Annotated in this window: 17 protein-coding genes; 5 read left to right on the top strand and 12 right to left on the bottom strand. The window is 64.8% G+C overall.

All coding sequences use genetic code 11. The features are described 5' to 3' along the window. From AC2CQI_RS05095 to AC2CQI_RS05125, 7 genes are all read right to left on the bottom strand, one after another. Entirely contained in the window at positions 1 to 1,023 is a 1,023-nt protein-coding gene (locus AC2CQI_RS05095; RefSeq protein ID WP_484579392.1) for an ABC transporter permease, read from the bottom strand. Further along, the gene (locus AC2CQI_RS05100) at positions 1,023 to 2,075 is read right to left on the bottom strand and encodes a microcin C ABC transporter permease YejB (RefSeq protein WP_484579393.1); all 1,053 of its coding nucleotides are present in this window, start codon (positions 2,073 to 2,075) and stop codon (positions 1,023 to 1,025) included. Before AC2CQI_RS05100 ends, AC2CQI_RS05095 begins: the two co-directional genes overlap by 1 nt. Next, the gene (locus AC2CQI_RS05105; protein WP_484579394.1) at positions 2,072 to 3,916 is read right to left on the bottom strand and encodes an extracellular solute-binding protein; all 1,845 of its coding nucleotides are present in this window, start codon (positions 3,914 to 3,916) and stop codon (positions 2,072 to 2,074) included. Before AC2CQI_RS05105 ends, AC2CQI_RS05100 begins: the two co-directional genes overlap by 4 nt. A 9-nt stretch (positions 3,917 to 3,925) precedes the next feature. Further along, a complete protein-coding gene (locus tag AC2CQI_RS05110; RefSeq protein ID WP_064304619.1) occupies positions 3,926 to 4,207 on the bottom strand; it encodes a peptidylprolyl isomerase in 282 nt (93 codons plus the stop codon). 187 nt (positions 4,208 to 4,394) lie between these two features. Next, positions 4,395 to 5,477 carry a 3-deoxy-7-phosphoheptulonate synthase gene (locus AC2CQI_RS05115; RefSeq protein WP_484579395.1) on the bottom strand — a complete coding sequence of 361 codons (1,083 nt, stop codon included), beginning with the start codon at positions 5,475 to 5,477 and terminating at the stop codon, positions 4,395 to 4,397. A 539-nt stretch (positions 5,478 to 6,016) separates the two neighbouring features. Further along, on the bottom strand, positions 6,017 to 6,682 hold the full coding sequence (locus AC2CQI_RS05120; RefSeq protein ID WP_075803622.1) for a response regulator: 666 nt from the start codon (positions 6,680 to 6,682) through the stop codon (positions 6,017 to 6,019). Positions 6,683 to 6,730: 48 nt separating this feature from the next. Beyond that, on the bottom strand, positions 6,731 to 7,279 hold the full coding sequence (locus AC2CQI_RS05125; RefSeq protein WP_484579396.1) for a PQQ-dependent catabolism-associated CXXCW motif protein: 549 nt from the start codon (positions 7,277 to 7,279) through the stop codon (positions 6,731 to 6,733). 158 nt (positions 7,280 to 7,437) lie between these two features. On the opposite strand from AC2CQI_RS05125, the gene AC2CQI_RS05130 reads away from it, so the two are divergent. Continuing rightward, positions 7,438 to 8,070, top strand: a complete 633-nt coding sequence (locus AC2CQI_RS05130; protein WP_075803620.1) for a response regulator — start codon at positions 7,438 to 7,440, stop codon at positions 8,068 to 8,070. Positions 8,071 to 8,203: 133 nt separating this feature from the next. On the opposite strand, the gene AC2CQI_RS05135 is transcribed toward AC2CQI_RS05130, so the two are convergent. Next, positions 8,204 to 8,857, bottom strand: a complete 654-nt coding sequence (locus AC2CQI_RS05135; RefSeq protein ID WP_075803619.1) for a pentapeptide repeat-containing protein — start codon at positions 8,855 to 8,857, stop codon at positions 8,204 to 8,206. A 177-nt stretch (positions 8,858 to 9,034) separates the two neighbouring features. Beyond that, positions 9,035 to 10,822 carry a quinoprotein ethanol dehydrogenase gene (exaA, locus tag AC2CQI_RS05140; protein WP_484580584.1) on the bottom strand — a complete coding sequence of 596 codons (1,788 nt, stop codon included), beginning with the start codon at positions 10,820 to 10,822 and terminating at the stop codon, positions 9,035 to 9,037. A 354-nt stretch (positions 10,823 to 11,176) separates the two neighbouring features. Here exaA and pedF point away from each other — a divergent pair, with 354 nt between their 5' ends. The 3 genes from pedF to AC2CQI_RS05155 are packed head-to-tail and all read left to right on the top strand — an operon-like array spanning position 11,177 to position 13,309. Then, positions 11,177 to 11,614 carry a cytochrome c-550 PedF gene (gene pedF / locus AC2CQI_RS05145; RefSeq protein WP_075803617.1) on the top strand — a complete coding sequence of 146 codons (438 nt, stop codon included), beginning with the start codon at positions 11,177 to 11,179 and terminating at the stop codon, positions 11,612 to 11,614. A gap of 4 nt (positions 11,615 to 11,618) precedes the next feature. Further along, complete coding sequence (locus tag AC2CQI_RS05150) at positions 11,619 to 12,374, top strand: quinoprotein dehydrogenase-associated SoxYZ-like carrier (protein ID WP_484579397.1); 756 nt, start codon at positions 11,619 to 11,621, stop codon at positions 12,372 to 12,374. Between the two features lie 8 nt (positions 12,375 to 12,382). Continuing rightward, complete coding sequence (locus tag AC2CQI_RS05155) at positions 12,383 to 13,309, top strand: quinoprotein relay system zinc metallohydrolase 1 (protein ID WP_484579398.1); 927 nt, start codon at positions 12,383 to 12,385, stop codon at positions 13,307 to 13,309. Between the two features lie 121 nt (positions 13,310 to 13,430). On the opposite strand, the gene AC2CQI_RS05160 is transcribed toward AC2CQI_RS05155, so the two are convergent. After that, positions 13,431 to 14,330 carry a LysR family transcriptional regulator gene (locus AC2CQI_RS05160; RefSeq protein ID WP_484579399.1) on the bottom strand — a complete coding sequence of 300 codons (900 nt, stop codon included), beginning with the start codon at positions 14,328 to 14,330 and terminating at the stop codon, positions 13,431 to 13,433. Between the two features lie 85 nt (positions 14,331 to 14,415). On the opposite strand from AC2CQI_RS05160, the gene AC2CQI_RS05165 reads away from it, so the two are divergent. Then, on the top strand, positions 14,416 to 15,339 hold the full coding sequence (locus AC2CQI_RS05165; protein WP_484579400.1) for a carbon-nitrogen hydrolase family protein: 924 nt from the start codon (positions 14,416 to 14,418) through the stop codon (positions 15,337 to 15,339). A gap of 132 nt (positions 15,340 to 15,471) precedes the next feature. On the opposite strand, the gene AC2CQI_RS05170 is transcribed toward AC2CQI_RS05165, so the two are convergent. Both AC2CQI_RS05170 and AC2CQI_RS05175 read right to left on the bottom strand, forming a co-directional pair. Further along, the gene (locus AC2CQI_RS05170) at positions 15,472 to 17,319 is read right to left on the bottom strand and encodes a CocE/NonD family hydrolase (RefSeq protein ID WP_075803612.1); all 1,848 of its coding nucleotides are present in this window, start codon (positions 17,317 to 17,319) and stop codon (positions 15,472 to 15,474) included. Between the two features lie 150 nt (positions 17,320 to 17,469). After that, entirely contained in the window at positions 17,470 to 18,291 is an 822-nt protein-coding gene (locus AC2CQI_RS05175) for a TorF family putative porin (protein WP_484579401.1), read from the bottom strand. Between the last annotated feature and the right edge of the window lie 119 nt (positions 18,292 to 18,410).

Below are 18,410 nucleotides of genomic sequence, written 5' to 3' on the forward strand. Positions count from 1 at the left end.
TCAGGCCCGGGGGTCGAAGGCTTCACGCAAGGCGTCGCCGATGAACACCAGCAGGGTGAGGATCAGCGCCAGGGCGAAGAAGGCGGTAAAGCCCAGCCAGGGCGCCTGCAGGTTCTGCTTGCCCTGGTTGACCAGCTCGCCGAGCGAGGCGCTGCCGGCGGGCATGCCGAAGCCGAGGAAGTCCAGGGCGGTAAGCGTGGAGATGGCCCCGGTGAGGATGAACGGCAGGTAGGTCAGGGTGGCGTTCATCGCGTTGGGCAGGATATGCCGGACGATCACTAGGCGGTCCGGCAGGCCCATGGCCCGGGCGGCCTGGACATACTCCAGGTTGCGCCCGCGGAGGAATTCGGCGCGTACCACGTCCACCAGGGCCAGCCAGGAAAACAGCGCCATGATCCCCAGCAGCCACCAGAAGTTCGGCTCGACGAAGCCGCTGAGGATAATCAGCAGGTACAGCACCGGCAGCCCCGACCAGACTTCCAGCAGGCGCTGCCCGATCAGGTCGACCCAGCCGCCGTGGTAGCCCTGCAGGGCCCCGGCCGTGACGCCGATGATCGTGCTGATGACGGTCAGGGCCAGGGCGAACAGGATCGAGACCCGGGTGCCATAGATCACCCGGGCCAGCACATCCCGGGCCTGGTCATCGGTGCCCAGCCAGTTGCTTGCGGTCGGCGGGCTCGGTGCCGGCACCTGGAGGTCATAGTTGGGCGTATCGGCGCTGAACGGAATCGGCGGGAACAGCATCCAGCCACCCTTGCCCTCGATCAGCTCGCGCACGTATTGACTGCGGTAGTCCGCCTGGAACGGCAACTGGCCGCCGAACTGCTGCTCGGTGTAGCGCTTGAACGCCGGGAAATACAGGCTGCCGTCGTACTTCAGGACCAGCGGCTTGTCATTGGCGATCAGCTCGGCGCCGAGGCTCAGGGTGAGCAGGGCGGCGAAGGCCCAGAGCGAGAACCAGCCACGGCGGTTCTTGCGAAAGCGCTGCCAGCGCCGCTGGCTGATGGGCGACAGGCAGAACATCAGTGCGCCCTCGTGGAAAAGTCGATGCGGGGGTCCACCAGGGTGTAGGCGATATCGCCCGCCAGGCGGATCAGCAGGCCGAACAGGGTGAAGATGAACAGGGTGCCGAACACCACCGGATAATCCCGGCTTACCGCCGCGTCATAGCTCATGCGCCCGAGGCCATCGAGGGAGAAGATCACCTCGATCATCAGCGAGCCGGCGAAGAACACCGTGATCAGCGCCTGGGGCAGGCCGGCCACCACCAGCAGGATGGCGTTGCGGAACACATGGCCGTAGAGCACCCGGCGCTCGGTCAGGCCCTTGGCCTTGGCAGTGACCACGTACTGGCGGGTGATCTCGTTGAGGAAGGCGTTCTTGGTCAGCAACGTCAGGGTGGCGAAACCGCCGATCACCAGGGCGCCCACCGGCAGCACCAGATGCCAGAAATAGTCGGCGACCTTGCCGATGAAGCTCAGCTCGGCGAAGTTCTCCGAGACCAGCCCGCGCACCGGGAACCAGTTCAGCGAGGTGCCGCCGGCGAACAGCACGATCAGCAGCAGGGCGAAGAGGAACGAGGGCAGGGCGTAGCCGATCACGATCAGGCTGCTGCTCCAGGCATCGAACGCGCTGCCATGGCGTACCGCCTTGCGGATGCCCAGGGGGATCGACACCAGGTAGGTGATGAAGGTGGCCCAGAAGCCCAGGGACAGGGTCACCGGCAGTTTGTCGAGGATCAGGTCGGTGACCTTGGCGCCGCGGAAGAAGCTTTCGCCGAAGTCCAGCCGGGCGTAGTTGCCGAGCATCAGCCACAGGCGCTCGGGCGCGGACTTGTCGAAGCCGTATTGTTTCTTGATGGTTTCCAGCAGGGCCGGGTCGAGGCCGCGGCTGGCTCGGGAATCGAGCTGCATCGAGGACGCGCCCGGCGCGCCGCCGCCAATACCTTGCAAGCGTGCAACGGCTTGTTCGACCGGTCCACCCGGTGCGGCCTGGACGATCACGAAGTTGACCAGCAGGATCACCAGCAAGGTCGGGATGATCAGCAGCAGGCGCCGCAGGATATAGGCGGTCATGGCTTGCCCTTGGTACGTTCGGCCATCTGGTCGTTGGTCAGCGCGGTGGGGCTGATTTCCCACCAGGTGTCCAGCGCCGGGTCATTGGCCGCCGGGATCTTCGGCAGGCCGAAGCGGTTCCACCACACGCTGGAGGTGCCTGGCGGGTAGTAGTTGGGAATCCAGTAGTAATTCCATTGCAGCACCCGGTCCAGCGCATGGGCATGGCGCTGCATGCCGGCCTGGGTGTCGGCACGCACCAGGCCGTCGATCAGTTGGTCCACCACCGTGCTTTGCAGGGCCATGAAGTTGTTCGAGCCCGGGTCCTTGGCCGCCGCCGAGCCGAAATAGCTGTACAGCTCCAGCCCCGGCGAGGTGGTGACCGGGTAGCCGGTGACGATCATGTCGTAGTCCCGTGCCATCAGGCGGTTGACGTACTGCGCCGAGTCGACCCGGCGGATCTGCATGTCGATGCCGATCTGCGCCAGGGTGCGCTTCCACGGCAGCAGCAGGCGCTCCATGCCGTTCTGGCCGTTGAGGAAGGTGAAGCTCAGCGGTTCGCCCTGGGCGTTGACCAGGCGATCGCCGTCCGGGTGCCAGCCGGCTTCGGCCAGCAGGGCCAGGGCGTGCAGCTGCTTGTCGCGGATGATCCCCGAGCCGTCGGTACGCGGTGCTTCGAAGACCTGGGTGAAGACCTCGTCGGGGATCTGCCCGCGCAACGGTTCGAGGATCTTCAGCTCTTCGGCATCCGGCAATTCCCGGGCCGCCAACGGGCTATTGGCGAAGTAGCTCTGCTGGCGGATATACATATCGCGCATCATCCGCCGGTTGCTCCATTCGAAGTCCCAGAGCAGGGCGATGGCCTGGCGCACGCGACGGTCCTGGAACATCGGACGTTGCAGGTTGAACACGTAGCCCTGGGCGTTCTGCGGGGCTTCTTTCGCCAGATGGGCGCGTTGCAGGCGGCCGTCGTCAAGGGCGGGCCCGGCGTAGCCGATGGTGTAGCCGGTGGCGGAGAACTCGCGGTTGTAGTCGTAGCCGCCGCCGCGCAACACCTGGCGTGCCACGTCGGTGTCGCCGAAGTACTCGATGCGCATCTGGTCGAAGTTGTAGCGTCCGCGGTTGACCGGCAGGTCCTTGCCCCACCAGTCGCGGTCGCGTTCGAAGGTGATGCTGCGACCGTTGTCGATCCGCCCGACCTTGTACGGCCCGCTGCCCAGCGGTGCCTCGAAGCCGCCGCCATTGGCGAAATCGCGGCCGCGCCACCAGTGTTCCGGGAGCACCGGCAGTGAGGCGAGGTCCAGGGGCAGGGTGCGGTTCTGGTTGGTCTTGAAGTCGAAGCGCACCTGGGTCGGCGATTCGACCACCACGTCGGCGACATCGGCGAACTGGGTGCGGTACTTCAGGCTGCCGTCGCGCAGCAGCAGGTCGTAGGTGAAGCGCACGTCTTCGGCGCGGATCGGCTTGCCGTCGGCGAAGCGTGCCTTGGGGTCAAGGTAGAAGCGCAGCCACAGGCCATCGTCGGCCCGTTCCATGCGCCGGGCGACCAGGCCGTAGACGGTGTAGGGCTCGTCCAGCGAGCGCACGGCCAGGGGCGCGTACAGCCAGCCATCGATTTCGCTGACGCCGATGCCCTTGTCGATATAGGGAAGGATATGGTCGAACTGGCCGATCTCGATGGCCGAACGACGCAGGCTGCCGCCCTTGGGGGCGTCAGGGTTGGTGTACTGGAAGTGCTGGAAGTGCTGCGGGTAGCGTGGCGCCTCGCCGTAGACGGTGAGGGCATGGGTGGGGGCGGCCTGGGCGCTGAACCCAAGAAGGGCTGCCAGGCAGCCCCCAAAGACCAGGATGGCCTTGCGCATCAAGACCGATCAGTCCTGGCGGCTGGTGACTTCCAGCAGGTGGTAGCCGAACTGGGTCTTGACCGGACCCTGTACCACGTTGATCGGGGCGCTGAACACCACGGTGTCGAATTCCTTGACCATCTGGCCTGGGCCGAAGGAACCCAGGTCACCGCCCTGGCGGCTGGACGGGCAGGTGGAGTTGGCTTTGGCAACTTCGGCGAAGTCCGCGCCGGCTTCGATCTGTGCTTTCAGTTCGTTGCACTTGTCTTCGCTGCTGACGAGGATGTGGCGGGCAGTGGCTCGGGCCATGGGGACGTACTCCTGTTGAGAAAAGCCAGAGCCTACCGGAATTGGTGGGTGATTTCTCCTGAAACCTTGTAGGAAGTTTGCCGTGTTCTTGAGGGCCCTATCGCCGGCAACGCCGGCTCCCACAAGTATCCGCGTGCACCGCCGAATCCTGTGGGAGCCGGCGTTGCCGGCGATAGGGCCCGAGAGATCACGAAAAATCCCGCTCCTTGCGCAGCCGACCAGCCGCCCCACGCAACATCGCCTCGGTCCCGTCCCAGCCCAGGCAACCATCGGTAATCGACACCCCGTACTTCAACGGCCCCTTGCCCAGCACCTGGCAGCCGTCGAACAGATGGCTCTCGATCATCACCCCCACCAGCGAGCGATCACCCGCGACCCGCTGATCGATCACATCGCGCAGCACCGCCGGTTGCTTGAGCGGGTCCTTGCCGCTGTTGGCATGGCTGCAATCGACCATGATCCGCGCGGCGATGCCGGCCTTGGCCAGCCCTTGGCGGGCCATGGCGACACTGTCCGCGTCATGGTTCGGGCCCTTGTGCCCGCCCCGCAGGACCAGGTGGGTATCCGGGTTGCCAAGGGTCTCGACAATGGCCGGGTGGCCCTGGGCGTCCAGGCCGAAATGCCGGTGCGGATGGGCTGCACTGCGGATCGCGTCACAGGCGATACCGACACCGCCATCAGTACCGTTCTTGAAGCCCACCGGCAGACCGAGGCCGCTGACCATCTCGCGGTGGATCTGCGATTCGGTGGTGCGCGCACCGATCGCCGCCCAGCTCAGCACATCATCGAAGTAGCCGGCGGCCATGGGTTGCAGCAGCTCGGTGGCCACCGGCAGGCCGCGTTCGAGCATGCCCAGCATCAGTTCCCGGGACAGGCGCAAGCCACCGTGCATATCGTCGCTGCCGTCCAGCTGCGGGTCGTAGGCCAGGCCTTTCCAGCCGACGGTGGTGCGGGGCTTTTCCACGTAGGCGCGCATCACCAGGAGCAACTGGTCATCCAGTTCGCGGGCCAGTGCGGCCAGGCGGTCGGCGTATTCGAGGGCGGAGCGCGGGTCGTGCAGGGAGCAGGGGCCGACCACCACGAGCAGGCGCGGGTCGTGACCGTCGAGAATCTGTTTCACCGCGTCACGGTGCTGCTGGACCTGGGCCGCGAGGGCCGCAGAGAGCGGCAACTGCTGCTTGAGTTGCACGGGGCTGGGCAGACGCAGGCTCACGCAAGTGTTGGCTGCGGCAGGGGTGTTCAGTGGCAGTGCCTGGGTAGTCGCTTGCATGTTCGGAATTCCCTGGGCGGAAGGCGGGTTCTGTCCCGCGCCTTCGGCCCTATCGTTGTGTTCGACAGATACTTGAATGTGTGTTGATGCCACCCGCAACGGACCGGTCGGAGGCGGCTGGCTGGCCCGAACGGCAGTGGCTAAATCGCCAGGCAGAGCTTTGGTAGCGGTAGTAGGTGGCGTAGTTCATGTGTCGATTCCTCAATGGTGTCTGGTGGTGACGGCGCAAAAAACAAAACCCCCGGAGGGCTGGGCCGTCCGGGGGTTCGAGAGTTCTCGTGTTCGGCGGCCCTGTTGAGTGGGCGCCGGTGTGGGTATCAGCGGCGCCTGTGGCTAAACCAATACCCAAAATAAAATGCGGCTGGAGCAACGGAACCACAGGCAGCCACGGACGCAACGGAACGCGCTGGGCGACCGGCTTGCTGTGCGTGGAGGTGAGTGGTGTGGTTCATGTGCTGCTCCAGTTGAATGCGTTCGAGCTTACTTCAGCGTAACTGCGTGTTTCAACGATTAATTTCCATCGTAACGATTAATTATTCCTAACGACGCAGATAGGCCGTGAAGTCGATATCCCCCGCACTGAGGATCGCCTGCACCCGGTTATGCACGTTGAGCTTGCGCAGGATCGCCGACACGTGGGCCTTTACCGTGGTCTCGGCGATATCCAGGTTGTAGGCGATCTGCTTGTTGGATTCGCCCTTGGTCATGCGTTCCAGCACCAGCAGTTGCTTGCGGGTCAGGGCCTGCAACAGCTCGGGCGCAAAGCCCTGGGCCTCGCTCTGGCTGCGGCGGCTGCCGCTCTTCTGGGTGCGGATGATGTCCGGCGGCAGGTACACGTTGCCATTGAGGATCTGCTCGATGGCCTCGGTCATCTGCGAGCGCGGCGAGGACTTGGTGATAAAGCCCACCGCGCCGTAGGTGATGGCCTGGAGGACAATCTGCTTGTCCTGCTCGGCGGAGACGATCACCACCGGAATGGTCGGTGCCTCGTTGCGCAGGTTGATCAGCCCGCCGAGGCCGTGCATGCCGGGCATGTTCAGGTCGAGCAGGATCAGGTCGAGATCGTCGTGCTCGCCGGTCAGCGCCAGGGCGCTGTCCAGGTCGGCGGTTTCCATCACTTCGCTTCCGGGGAAGCCGTCGCTGATGACGTTATGGATGGCTTCACGAAACAGCGGATGGTCGTCGGCGATCAGAATCTTGTACATGGCGTTTGCACCTTATTGTTTTGGTTTTGACCGCAAGGAACAGCTGGTTCAGGGAAAGGCTTCGGGGGTGGCGGCGACCACGGGCAGGCCGGCATTTTCCCAGGCATCGAGACCATCACGGTACCAGTACAGCTGCGTGTAGCCCAGCGCCGTGGCGCGCTTGACCGCGTTCCAGCTCAGCCAGCAATCGGAACGGCAGTAGAAGACGATGGCACGCTGGCGGTTGCCATCGCTCAGGCGTTCCAGGTGACGGCTGAAGTACCGGTTCCATTGCGCATCCAGTTCGCCGTCACCGGTATTGGCCAGCCAGTGGCTGCCGGGCAGGTTGGCGTGGGGCTCACTGGCGATGAATTGGCCATTGAGGAACTGACGCTTGTACACGTCGATGAGCAGGGCCGGCGGTTGCTGCTGGAGCAAGGCCTGGACCTGGGCGGTATCGACGGTTTTCGCGGATTCGGCAGTGGCTGGCGTCGGGCTGCGGTACAGGCCGTTGCGGTAGCCATCGGCGGAAAACGGCGGCGCTTCGGCCAGGGCATTGCCGGCAAGCAGGCCGGACAGGGCCAGGCAGGAGAGGGCGGACAGGACACGGGGCAGCATGGTCGTCAGTCTCGTTTTTGTTATGCCGGTATTACAGGTCAGTGCCGGGGCTTTGTGAATGCGACCATCGACAGCAAAAGCGCTACCAAAGTAGTAGGCAGAGAGCTTGGGCAGCGCTCTAGCATGGGGCTGTGGCGATAACAAAAGAGAAAACGCCGATGGACATCCTGCTGGTCGACGACCATCCCATGCTGCGCCTGGGCCTGAGCGCCGTGCTTGCCGAAGAACTGCCGGTGCGCGAAGCCGCCTCCGGTGAAGAAGCCCTGTTGCGTGTGCAGGAGCAGGTGCCGGGCTTGGTCCTGATGGATTTCGACCTGCCTGGTATCAGCGGGCTGGAGACCACCCGGCGCTTGCGCCAGCGCCTGCCGCAGTTGCGTGTGCTGTTCTTCAGCGAACACACCGAATTGGGGCTGGTGCGCCAGGCGCTGGATGCGGGGGCCTGTGGCTTCCTCTCCAAGTCGGTGGCGGCGGCGACCCTGCTGGAAGCGGTGCGCCGGGTGCTGGCGGGGCATGCCTATATCGAGCAGGCGCTGGCCACGCAACTGGCCACCCAGCCACACCGGGCCGAGGACAAGGATGCCCGCTTGGGCGGGCTGACCCAGCGTGAGACCGAGATCTTCCTGATGCTGGCCAAGGGCACGCCGATGCGCATGATTGCCGAGCATCTGTGTTTGAGCGGGAAGACCGTGTCGAACTACCTGACGGTGTTGAAGAGCAAGTTGCAGGTCAGTTCCCATGCGGAGCTGGTGCATCTGGCGATCGAGACGGGGTTGCTGCGAATAGCTGCCTGAACGCAGCTTGCCCGTAGGAGCGTGGCTTGCCCGCGAAGGACCGCGCAGCGGTCCCAAATTTGCAGCGACAACACGATTTTGGGACCGCTGTGCGGTCCTTCGCGGGCAAGCCACGCTCCTACAGGAGTTGGTGTCAGTCCCAGGTCTTGGGACAGCCCTCACACCCCTCCATGTTGGCATCCTGGAAATTCGCATAATGCTTGCGGGTTCCCCGCAGATCGGCCTTTTCCAGATTGCTTTCACCGAACTTGGCTTCCTGCAGGTTGGCATCCGACAGGTTCGCCCCGAGCAGGTCGGCGCGGCTCAGCCAGGTCATTTCCAGGTCGGCGGCCTGCAGGTTGCTGTTGTGCAGCTTGGCCCCGGACAGGCGGGCGAATTCCAGGTAGGCGCCGCTCAGGTTGGCGTCATTGAATTTGGCGCCCTGGGCGAACATGCCCCAGGCCTGGGTAGCAATCAGGCTGGCACCGGTGAGGTCAGCGATGCGCAGGTTGGTCTGTTGCAGGCTGGCACGGTTGAGGTTGGCACCTTGCAGCTGGGCCTTTTCCAGGTTGGCCAGGTCGAGGATGGCATGCCGCAGGTCGGCACCCTTGAGGTTGGCACCGGCCAGGTTCATCTTGGTCATGTCCTGGTTGTTCAGGTCGGCGCCGGCGAGGTTGGCATTCGGGCACTGGCTTTCCGGCTGGATCACGCAACCGTTGACGATCAGTGGCTGGTCGTCGCCATCGTCGGCGATCACGGCGAAGGCAGGGGTAATGGCGAGGGTCAGGAGTAGCGGGAGGTATTTCATGGATAGCTCCGTCATTAGAGGTCAGCGCAATACCCTGTGGGAGCTGGCTTGCCAGCGATGAGGCCGGCAGGAACAGTGATGTTGTGAGGTCTGGCCCTATCGCTGGCAAGCCAGCTCCCACAGGGATTGTGCAAGCCAGGTCAAAGGGGCTATCACCCCCCTTTGACCTGTTTCAGATCAACGCTGCGCAGTCTTGGTATCCCAGCTCGGGATCTTGAACACCCAGAACGAACCGCCCTGTGCCACCGGCTTGGTCAGCTCGGCCATGTCGCCGCCCCACAGCGGTACCGCGCCGCCGTAGCCGACGGTCACGCCGATGTACTGCTCGCCATCCTGTTCCCAGGTGATGGGCGGGGAGACGATGCCGCTGCCGGTCTGGAATTTCCACAGTTCTTCGCCGGTCTTGGCGTTGAAGGCCTTGAAGAAACCATCACCAGTACCGGTGAACACCAGGTTGCCCTTGGTCGCCAGCACCCCAGCCCAGAGTGGCAGGCGCTCCTTGTGTTCCCAGACCATCTTGCCGGTGGTCGGGTCCATGGCCCGCAGCGAACCGACGTGGTCCTCGTACATGCGCTTGATGCGGAAGCCCATGCCCAGGTACGCCGAGCCCTTCTTGTAGTTGACCTCCTCGGCCCAGTATTCCTCTTTCCATTGGTTGGACGGCACGTAGAACAGGCCGGTGTCCTGGCTGTAGGCCATCGGGTTCCAGTTCTTGCCACCGAGGAACGGCGGCGAGACTTCCACCGACTTGCCCTTGGTTTCACCCGGGGCAGGCTTGGGCGGACGCTGGCCTTCGTTTTCCACCGGACGCCCGGTCTTCAGGTCGATATGGCTGGCCCAGGTGATGTTGTCGGCGAACGGGAAGGCGTTCTTCAGCTTGCCGTTGGTGCGGTCGACCACGTAGAAGAAGCCGTTGCGGTCGGCGTGGGCGGTGGCCTTGTACTGCTTGCCGTCCTTGTCCTTGTAGTCGAACAGCACCAGTTCGTTGTTGCCGGAGAAGTCCCAGGCATCGTTCGGAGTGTGCTGGTAGAACCACTTGACCTCGCCGGTGCTCGGGTCGACGCCGACCTGGCCGGAGGTGTAGAGGCTGTCGTAGTCGTGCGGGTTGCCGTCCTTCGAGGTGCGTGCCCAGGTGTTCCACGGGCCCGGGTTGCCGGCGCCGACGATGATGGTGTTGGTTTCGGCATCGAAGCTCGCGCTCTGCCAGGGGGCCCCGCCGCCGTGGCTCCAGGCCTCGACCTTGCCGGTCTCGGTGGTCGGATCATCCGGCCAGGACGGCGCTTTCACGTCGCCGGTCGGGGTGCTGTCCTTGCCGTTCAGGCGGCCCATATGGCCTTCCACGAACGGACGCATCCACACTTCCTCACCGGTGTCCGGGTCGCGGGCATAGAGCTGGCCGACCACGCCGAATTCGTCGCCGGAGCTGCCGTGGATCAGCAGGACCTTGCCGGTCTTGCCGTCCTTGATCAGGGTCGGCGCGCCGGTCATGGTGTAGCCGGCGGAGTGATCGCCGAACTTCTTGTTCCACACCACCTTGCCGGTGTCCTTGTTCAGGGCGATTACGCGGGCGTCGAGGGTGCCGAAGTAGATCTTGTCGCCGAAGATCGCCGCACCGCGGTTGACCACGTCGCAGCACGGGCGAATGTTGTCCGGCAGGCGGTGGTTGTAGGTCCACAGGCGCTTGCCGGTCTTGGCGTCGAGGGCGAACACCCGCGAGTAGGAACCGGTCACGTAGACCACGCCGTCGCTGACGATCGCTTGCGACTCCTGTCCCCGCTGCTTCTCGTCGCCGAAGGAGAACGACCAGGCCGGGGTCAGCTTGAAGACGTTCTTGTCGTTGACCGCGTTCAGCGTGCTCCAGCGCTGGGCATTGGTGCCCATGCCGTATTGCAGCACGTTGTTGGTGGTCTTGTGGTCGTCGGCGATGTCTTCCCAGGTCACCGGCTTGGCATGGGCAGGCGCCATGGCCAGGGTGCCGACCAGCAGCACGGCCTGCACAGCCAGGGAGATAGGAGAGAGAGCGGCGGGTAACGATCTTATTGTCATGTTGGTGTTTCCCAATGGAGGTTTTGGCCTGCATAGACTGGAACGCCAGCTTCACCCCGGATACGGAAAAACTCCCGCCCTTGCCGGGAAAACTTCCCAGGCCGGGCATGACTTGGCATTGCCCCACAAGCCCTACTACCAACGGAGTAGACCGCGACCACCAAAGCAGCATGGGGACTGCTCCGGGTGCTTCCTAAGATGGCCGGCAGAACCTTTCTCCAGAGAGGTTTTCGCGTGCAAATCGTGCAACCTGAAGTAGTCGAGGGCAAAACAATGACAAGAGTGAAGAACGCCTGCCTGAGTGCCATTTTCCTGGCTGGCCTGGTGAGTGCAGGGGCGGTCCTGGCCCATGGCAACGTCACGCCGACCGCGGTCAATACCGGCAACCTGGAAAAGCTCGGTGAGGAATGGCGCACCGAAAACCCCTACCGCAACAGCCCGCAGCATGACGAGGCGGTGACCATCGGCGCTTCGGCCTACAACCAGAACTGCGCGGCCTGCCACGGCCTGGAAGCCAAGTCCGGCGGTATCGCCCCGGACCTGCGCATGCTCGATGAAGGCGCTGCCGGGGACGAGTGGTTCGTCGAGCGGGTCCGCCACGGCTCGGTGCGCGACGGGCGCGTGTACATGCCGAAGATGGCCGACTACCTGAGCCAGGAAGCGCTCTGGGCCGTGCGCACCTACCTGGACAGCGTCCACGTCACGGAGTGATGCCATGACCCGGGTGCCGTTGCTGTTGCTGGCGTTATGCATGGGCGCCCCGGCCTACGCCCTGGATCCGGGCCCCGACCCGGTGCCCTCGGTGATGTGGGAGTTCTACCGCAAGCAATGGATTGGCGATGAACCTTACCGCTTCGACCAGCGGGTCAAGGTCGTCGCGCCGCCGTTCGCCGAGGACGCCCGGCAGGTGCCGCTGCAGGTGGATGCCCGCGAGCTGCCGGGTACGGTGAAGCGCATGCTGGTCTGGGCCGAGTTGAACCCGCTGCCGCGGATCGTCGACTTCGCCCCGGGGCCGCAGGTGCTGCCATGGCTGGCGATCCGTATCCGCATCGAACAGGCCACGCCGCTGCGGGCCGCCGTGCAGACCGAGGACGGTGTCTGGCATGTCGGTTCGACCCTGATCGACGCCGCCGGCGGTGGCTGTACCGCGCCCAGCGTGGTGCGCAGCCAGCCGGGCTGGGAGGAGCGGCTCGGCCAGGTGCTGGGCGGGCGCTACCCCCGCGAGGACTTCAGCCGCTTGCGCCTGTCGGTTTCGCACCCCATGGATAACGGCCTGATGGCCGGGATTCCGGAATTTTTCATCGAGCACGCCGAACTGTTCGACGCCGCTGGCCAGTCCCTGGCGACCCTTGAACTGTGGCCGGCCGTGAGCGAAAACCCCAGCCTGTCGTTCGATCTGCGCCGCCCGGGCCCGGTACGCCTGAGCCTGCGTGACAACAACGGCAATGCCTTCGACGCCGCCATCGAATGAGGTCCCGGATGCGAGCCTTGCTGTGCCTGTTGAGCCTTGTCAGTCTGCCGAGCCTGGCCGACCTGGACTACCGTCTCGAACCCCGCCAGATCGCCGCCGACACCTGGGTGCTGGAGGGCAGCACCGAGAATTTCTCCCGGGACAATGGCGGCAATATCGTCAATACCGGGTTTATCGTCAGCGAGGCCGGTGTGGTGGTGATCGACAGCGGTCCTTCGCTGCGCTATGGCCAGGCCCTGCGCGAGGCGATCGGCAAGGTCACCGACAAACCGGTGGTGCAGGTGCTGATCACCCATCACCATCCTGATCATGCCTTGGGCAGCCAGGCCTTTGCCGATGTGCCCATCGGCGCCTTGCCGGGGACGAAGGCGCAGTTGGCGAAGGAGGGCGATGCCCTGGCGGAGAACATGTACCGCATGGTCGGCGACTGGATGCGCGGGACCCCGGTGCGCTTGCCGGAGCAGACGCTGGAGCCGGGGGTGAAGACCTTTGGTTCACACCCGCTGCGCTTGCTGGCCTTCACCGGGCACAGCGGCGCCGACCTGGCGGTGCTGGATGAAAAGACCGGGGTGCTGTTTGCCGGCGACCTGCTGTTCTACCAGCGCGCGCTGACCACCCCGCACAGTCCGGGGCTGGCGCAGTGGGTGGATGATCTGCAGCAGTTGCAGGGCCTGCCGTGGAAGGTGCTGGTGCCGGGGCACGGGCCGGCCAGCCAGGATCGTGGGCCGTTCGAGCAGATGGTGGATTACCTGGGCTGGCTGGATGACCTGCTGCGTGACAGCGCGGCGAACGGGCTGGAGATGAACGAGGTGATCGCCACGCCGATTCCCGAGCGGTTCGCGATGGTGAAGCTGGGCAAGTATGAGTTGATTCGCAGTGTTAGCCATCTGTATCCGCGGTATGAGCAGGCGGCCATGGCACGGGTCGAGCAATAGAGTGTCCTTACTGGCCTCATCGCCGGCAACGCCGGCTCCCACAAGGTCCGCGTGCACCGCCGCACCCTGTGGGAGCCGGCGTTGCCGGCGATGAGGCCCGTGAGAGCAAAGAAAATCCGCATCATTCCATCTGCTTGACCACCTCACGCACCATCTCCATTACCACCTGGATCACCGGATCCCGCGCACTGTCCCCCCGCCAGCCCAATTCCACGGAATACCGCGGCAACCCGATCGGACACGGCAGGCAAACCAACCCGGACAACCGCGCCAACGCCAGCGCCGCATGGGTCGGCAGCGTGGCAATGCTCTCGCTCCCCTGCAACAACGCCGGCAATGCCGCGAAATGCGTGGTCGACGCCTCGACCCGCCGGCTCTGTCCCAGCGCTGCCAGCGCTTCGTCCACCACCCCGACATAACCCCCGGACGACACCAGCACATGCCCGCGCCGGAGAAAATCCTCAAGCCCCAGTTCACCCGGCACGGCGCTGAGGCAACTGTAGCCACCGCTCGCCAGCACCTGCCGCCCCAGCGTCCGGGAAGCAATGGCCCCGGCTGTCAGCGCCAGATCGATCTGCCGGCTCATCAACGCATCCGCCGCGAGCATGCTGTGGGTCTGCTTGAACAGCAGGCGCAAGCCGGGCGCACGCTCCCTGGCCAGGTCGATCAACGCCCGGCCGATGGCCAGTTCATGATCGTCCGATAGCCCGAGGGCCACGGTCCGTCCATGAAACGCGGCACCCGCGCCGTTGACCAGCAACAGGCTCTGCCGGCACTTCTCCAGCCCGGCGGCAATGATCGGGCGCAGTTCCTCGCTCTTCGCCGTCGGCCGCAACCCGCGCCCGGTGCGCTCGAACAGGTGGTCGCCGTAGACCAGGCGCAAACGGGCGAGGGCGGCACTCACCGCCGACTGGGTAATCCCCAGGCGGATCGCCGCACGCCCGGCGCCGCCTTCCTCGTACAGGGCCTCGAAGACTTTCAGCAGGTTGAGGTCGAGCGACCAGATATCGATTTGGCTCATATCAGATGGTGCCTGCACTGAATTGATTGATAACGCGGCGCTGGCGACTATGCCTCAATCCACCCACGACAAGCGAGACAGACCCATGCCAACTTCCATCGTTGCCGCGCTGCAGATCGGTTCACGCCCCGAGGGCAAGGCCGCCACCCTCGAGGCGGTACTCGCCTACGAAGAACGCATCAAGGCCTCCGGCGCCGGCCTGGTGGTCATGCCCGAGGCCCTGCTGGGCGGCTACCCGAAAGGCGAGACCTTCGGCACCTACCTCGGCTACCGCCTGCCCGAGGGCCGCGAGGCCTTCCAGCGTTACTACGAGAACGCCATCGATGTGCCTGGTGCCGAGACCGATGAACTGGCCGGCCTGGCCCAGCGCACCGGTGCTCATCTGGTGATCGGGGTGATCGAGCGCTCGGGCAATACGCTGTTCTGCACCGCGCTGTTCTTCTCGCCAGAAGAGGGCCTGGTCGGCAAGCACCGTAAGCTGATGCCCACCGGCACCGAGCGCCTGATCTGGGGCCAGGGCGACGGCTCGACCTTGCCTGTGCTGGACACACCCGTGGGCAAGCTCGGCGCGGCGATCTGCTGGGAAAACCATATGCCGCTGCTGCGCACGGCGATGTACGCCAAGGGCGTGCAGGTCTGGTGTGCGCCGACGGTGGACGAGCGCGATGTGTGGCAGGCGTCGATGCGCCATATCGCGCATGAGGGGCGCCTGTTCCTGGTCAGTGCCTGTCAGGTGCAGCCGTCGCCGAAGGCGCTGGGGATCGAGGTGCCGCACTGGGACGGCGAGCGGCCGCTGATCCAGGGCAACAGCGTGATCGTCGGGCCGCTGGGCGAGGTGCTGGCGGGGCCTCTGCGTGGCGAGGAGGGTTTGCTGACGGCGCAGATCGATCTGGAGGAACTGGTGCGGGCGCGGTATGACTTCGATGTGGTCGGGCACTACGCGCGGCCGGATGTGTTTTCGCTGGTGGTGGATGAGCGGGAGAAGCGGACGGTGGAGTTTCGGCGCTAAGCCATAGTCTTTCTGTGCTTTTACCGGCCTCATCGCTGGCAAGCCAGCTCCCACAGGGATCGCGTGCACCGCTGAACCTGTGGGAGCTGGCTTGCCAGCGATGAGGCCAGTAGAGGCACTACAGATCAGTGGTCAAAACGGCGGCCACGAAGACAACGGATCATGCCGGCAAGGCTGCTTCAGCACCGAGTTGCACTCCGGCAGATCCTCCGGAACCGTCACTCCGGTCAACTCCCCCAACACCAGCCGCGACGGATGCTGTGCATCGTGGAACACCGAATTGCGGCTTTGCAGCGCGTAATAGGCAAACCCATACCCCCCGGTCCGCGACGGCGCATCGATCCAGATCCGCAGCTTCGAACCCTTGCGGAACGGATGGGAAAACGGCGGGATCTCCACTCGGCCCAGTGCCGGCACATTGGGCTGCATCGGCTGCAGCGCATCCGGCTCGTTGAGCTGTACCGGCCGCAGTTCCGTGGACTTGCCCTGATCCAGTGCCCGGTTGGACATGCGCAACCACCCGCGCTGCACGAACACCTCCTTGTCGTCCGGCCGCACCTCGGTGATGGTCACCTGCACATCGGTGTCCGGCGCAAGGAAGGTCGACAGCCAGATATCCGCGCTGGCGCTGCCATAACTGAGGAAGTCCCGTTCGAAGGCCGCACTGGTATAGGCCACGCTGCCCTGGCGCCATAGCGGATGCTGCCAGCCCCAGGCATGGTCCTTCAGGTAGGTGTTCACATCCGGTCCGGGGATCGGATAAAGGTAGGCGTCCGGCTTGCCCGTGCCCTGGCCGTTTTCGATCAGCTCGCCGTCTTCACTCAAGGCAAAGCTCACCGGCTTGACCGGCAGCGGGTACTGGTGGCGTTCGATGGTCCAGCCCGGCCGTGCGGTTTCGTTGGGCTGATGGCGGCCTTCGCGCTGGTCGGCCACGGTTTCCTGCCAGATTTCCAGATGCGGCGTGCGTTCGAAGCCGTTGCCGATGCCTTTGACGAAGTGGTCGAGGAAGGCATAGAGCTTCTGGCGGAAGCGCTCCGACTCGTAGAGGTTGTGGCCGCCGCTGCTTTGCACCATCCACAGGCGCTGCGGATCGAGACGTTCCTGGTAGAAGCCTTCCCGGGCCAGCACCGCCTCGTCCTGCCAGGCCTGCATCGACAGCACCGGGACCTGCACCTGGTCAGCGCGATCCCTTGGCGCGCGCTGCTTCATCCATTCATCGTGCTGCGGATGACGGAGCATCTGGTACATCAGGGAGGTCTTGCCGACCTTACCCTGGTTTTCCGCGACCTGGGCCAGGCAGCGCTGGTCGCCCTCGCTCTTCGCGCTGGCCTTGACCGCCTCCCAGCGCTGGTCGACGAACCAGTGCCAGGTAGTGGTGAACTCCTGGTTCGGCACACCGCCCTGGGACCAGCTGTCGGTGTAGGCGTCGCCGAGGATCATGCCCGGGGCGATGGCCTTGAGGCCTTGCGGGCGTTCGGAGGCGGTCATCAGTTGCGACATGCCGGCCCAGGACCAGCCGAACATGCCGACGCTGCCATTGGACCATTGCTGTGTGGCGGCGAATTCCACGGCGTTGCGCCCGTCGGTGCCGTATTCGCGACCGAGGAAATCGAAGGTGCCCTGGGAGCAACCGGTGCCCCGGGCCTGCACGCCCATTACCGCGTAACCGCGTTCGACCAGGTCCTTGTCCATGGCCACGGAGAAGGTTTCGTTGTCCTCCAGGTAGGCGGAACCGCCGATGCTGCCGGAGTCATAGCCGCTGTAGCGGATCAGCACCGGGAACCTGCCTTCGCCCTTGGGCAGGAGCACCGAGTAGCGCAGCTCGGTGCCGTCGTCGGCGCTGATGTAGCCGGTGACGCGCTTGGCCCAGAAGGGCTGGAAGCTGCGGTCGGAAGGGGGCATGCCCTCGGGCGGCGGCGGGGTGGCGCAGGCGCCGAGGGTGAGGGCCAGGGTGAGGTATAGCGCGTGTTTGAAGTACATGGGTTATCCCGTTTGAATGGCACTGCGCGGACCTGTGGGAGCTGGCTTGCAGCGATGAGGTCAGCAGGAACAAAGTGGTTGTCTGGTCGGGCCCTATCGCTGGCAAGCCAGCTCCCACAGGGGCCTGTGCAGGGCTGGGGGCGCGGGGTGTCAGAACCGCCGGTTGGCGGAAAACACCACCGTCGCCGAGCAGTCCCCGCCCTTGCCGAAGTTGTTGCGGCACTCCGCCTCGGACAGGTCGGTGTCGATGTACGCCGCCTTCCACTCCAGCCCGAATGCCCGCTTGCTCAACGTCACCTGCCAGTCGTTGTAGTCGCTGCGGTAGTGCCCGCTGGCGGACAGCCAGGCCTGCTCATCAGGGGTCGAGGTATGGCCGTAGCGCAGGTTGAGCTTGGTCTGCCAGGGCAGGTAGAAGTCGTACTCGGCCCAGCTGATCAGCCGGTGGCTGTCGCGCTTGCTGATGGCCGCATCCGCCGGCAGCACGCCCCACTGGATCAGCTGATCCACCTGGGCCGCCGCCGCCGCCCGGGCCGGCGGGTTGCGCAGGTCGTTGGCGTACTTGAAGCCAACCGTGGCGTTGCGATAACCGAAGGTGCCGATGAACTCGCCGAAGTTGATCCAGCTGTCACCGGGGTATTCGTAACGTACGTAGGAGAGTGAGAACCGGGTGTTCTCGGTGATCGGCCGGGCGATGCCGACGTAGTAGTCCCATTCCCGATTGCTCTGGGTGCCCATGTCGACGTTGGCGGTGAACACCCCGGCATACAGGCCGCTGAGCTTGTGTACCAGGGTTGCCGAGGTGAGCAGCACGGGGCCGTCATCCTGGTTCAGGGAAAAACCGCCGACGCGGTAGTCGCTGGCCAGGCCGATATTGATATCGAGCAAGGTTTCCGGGGTCAGGTCGAGGGCCTGGGCGGTGGCGGACAGGCCGAGCAAGGCGCTGGCCAGGCCACGAAGTGCAAACTGCTTCATTGCATCTGCTCCATTGTTGTGATTGCTTTGGCAGAGAAGGGCGTTGCGTACTGCTGGTTGTTATGGGTTTTCCGGGCAAGCCGGGGCCGCAGGCTCGGCACGGGGCGAACCTCGGGGCA

The sequence above is a fragment of the Pseudomonas sp. P2S-1 genome (assembly GCF_057197725.1).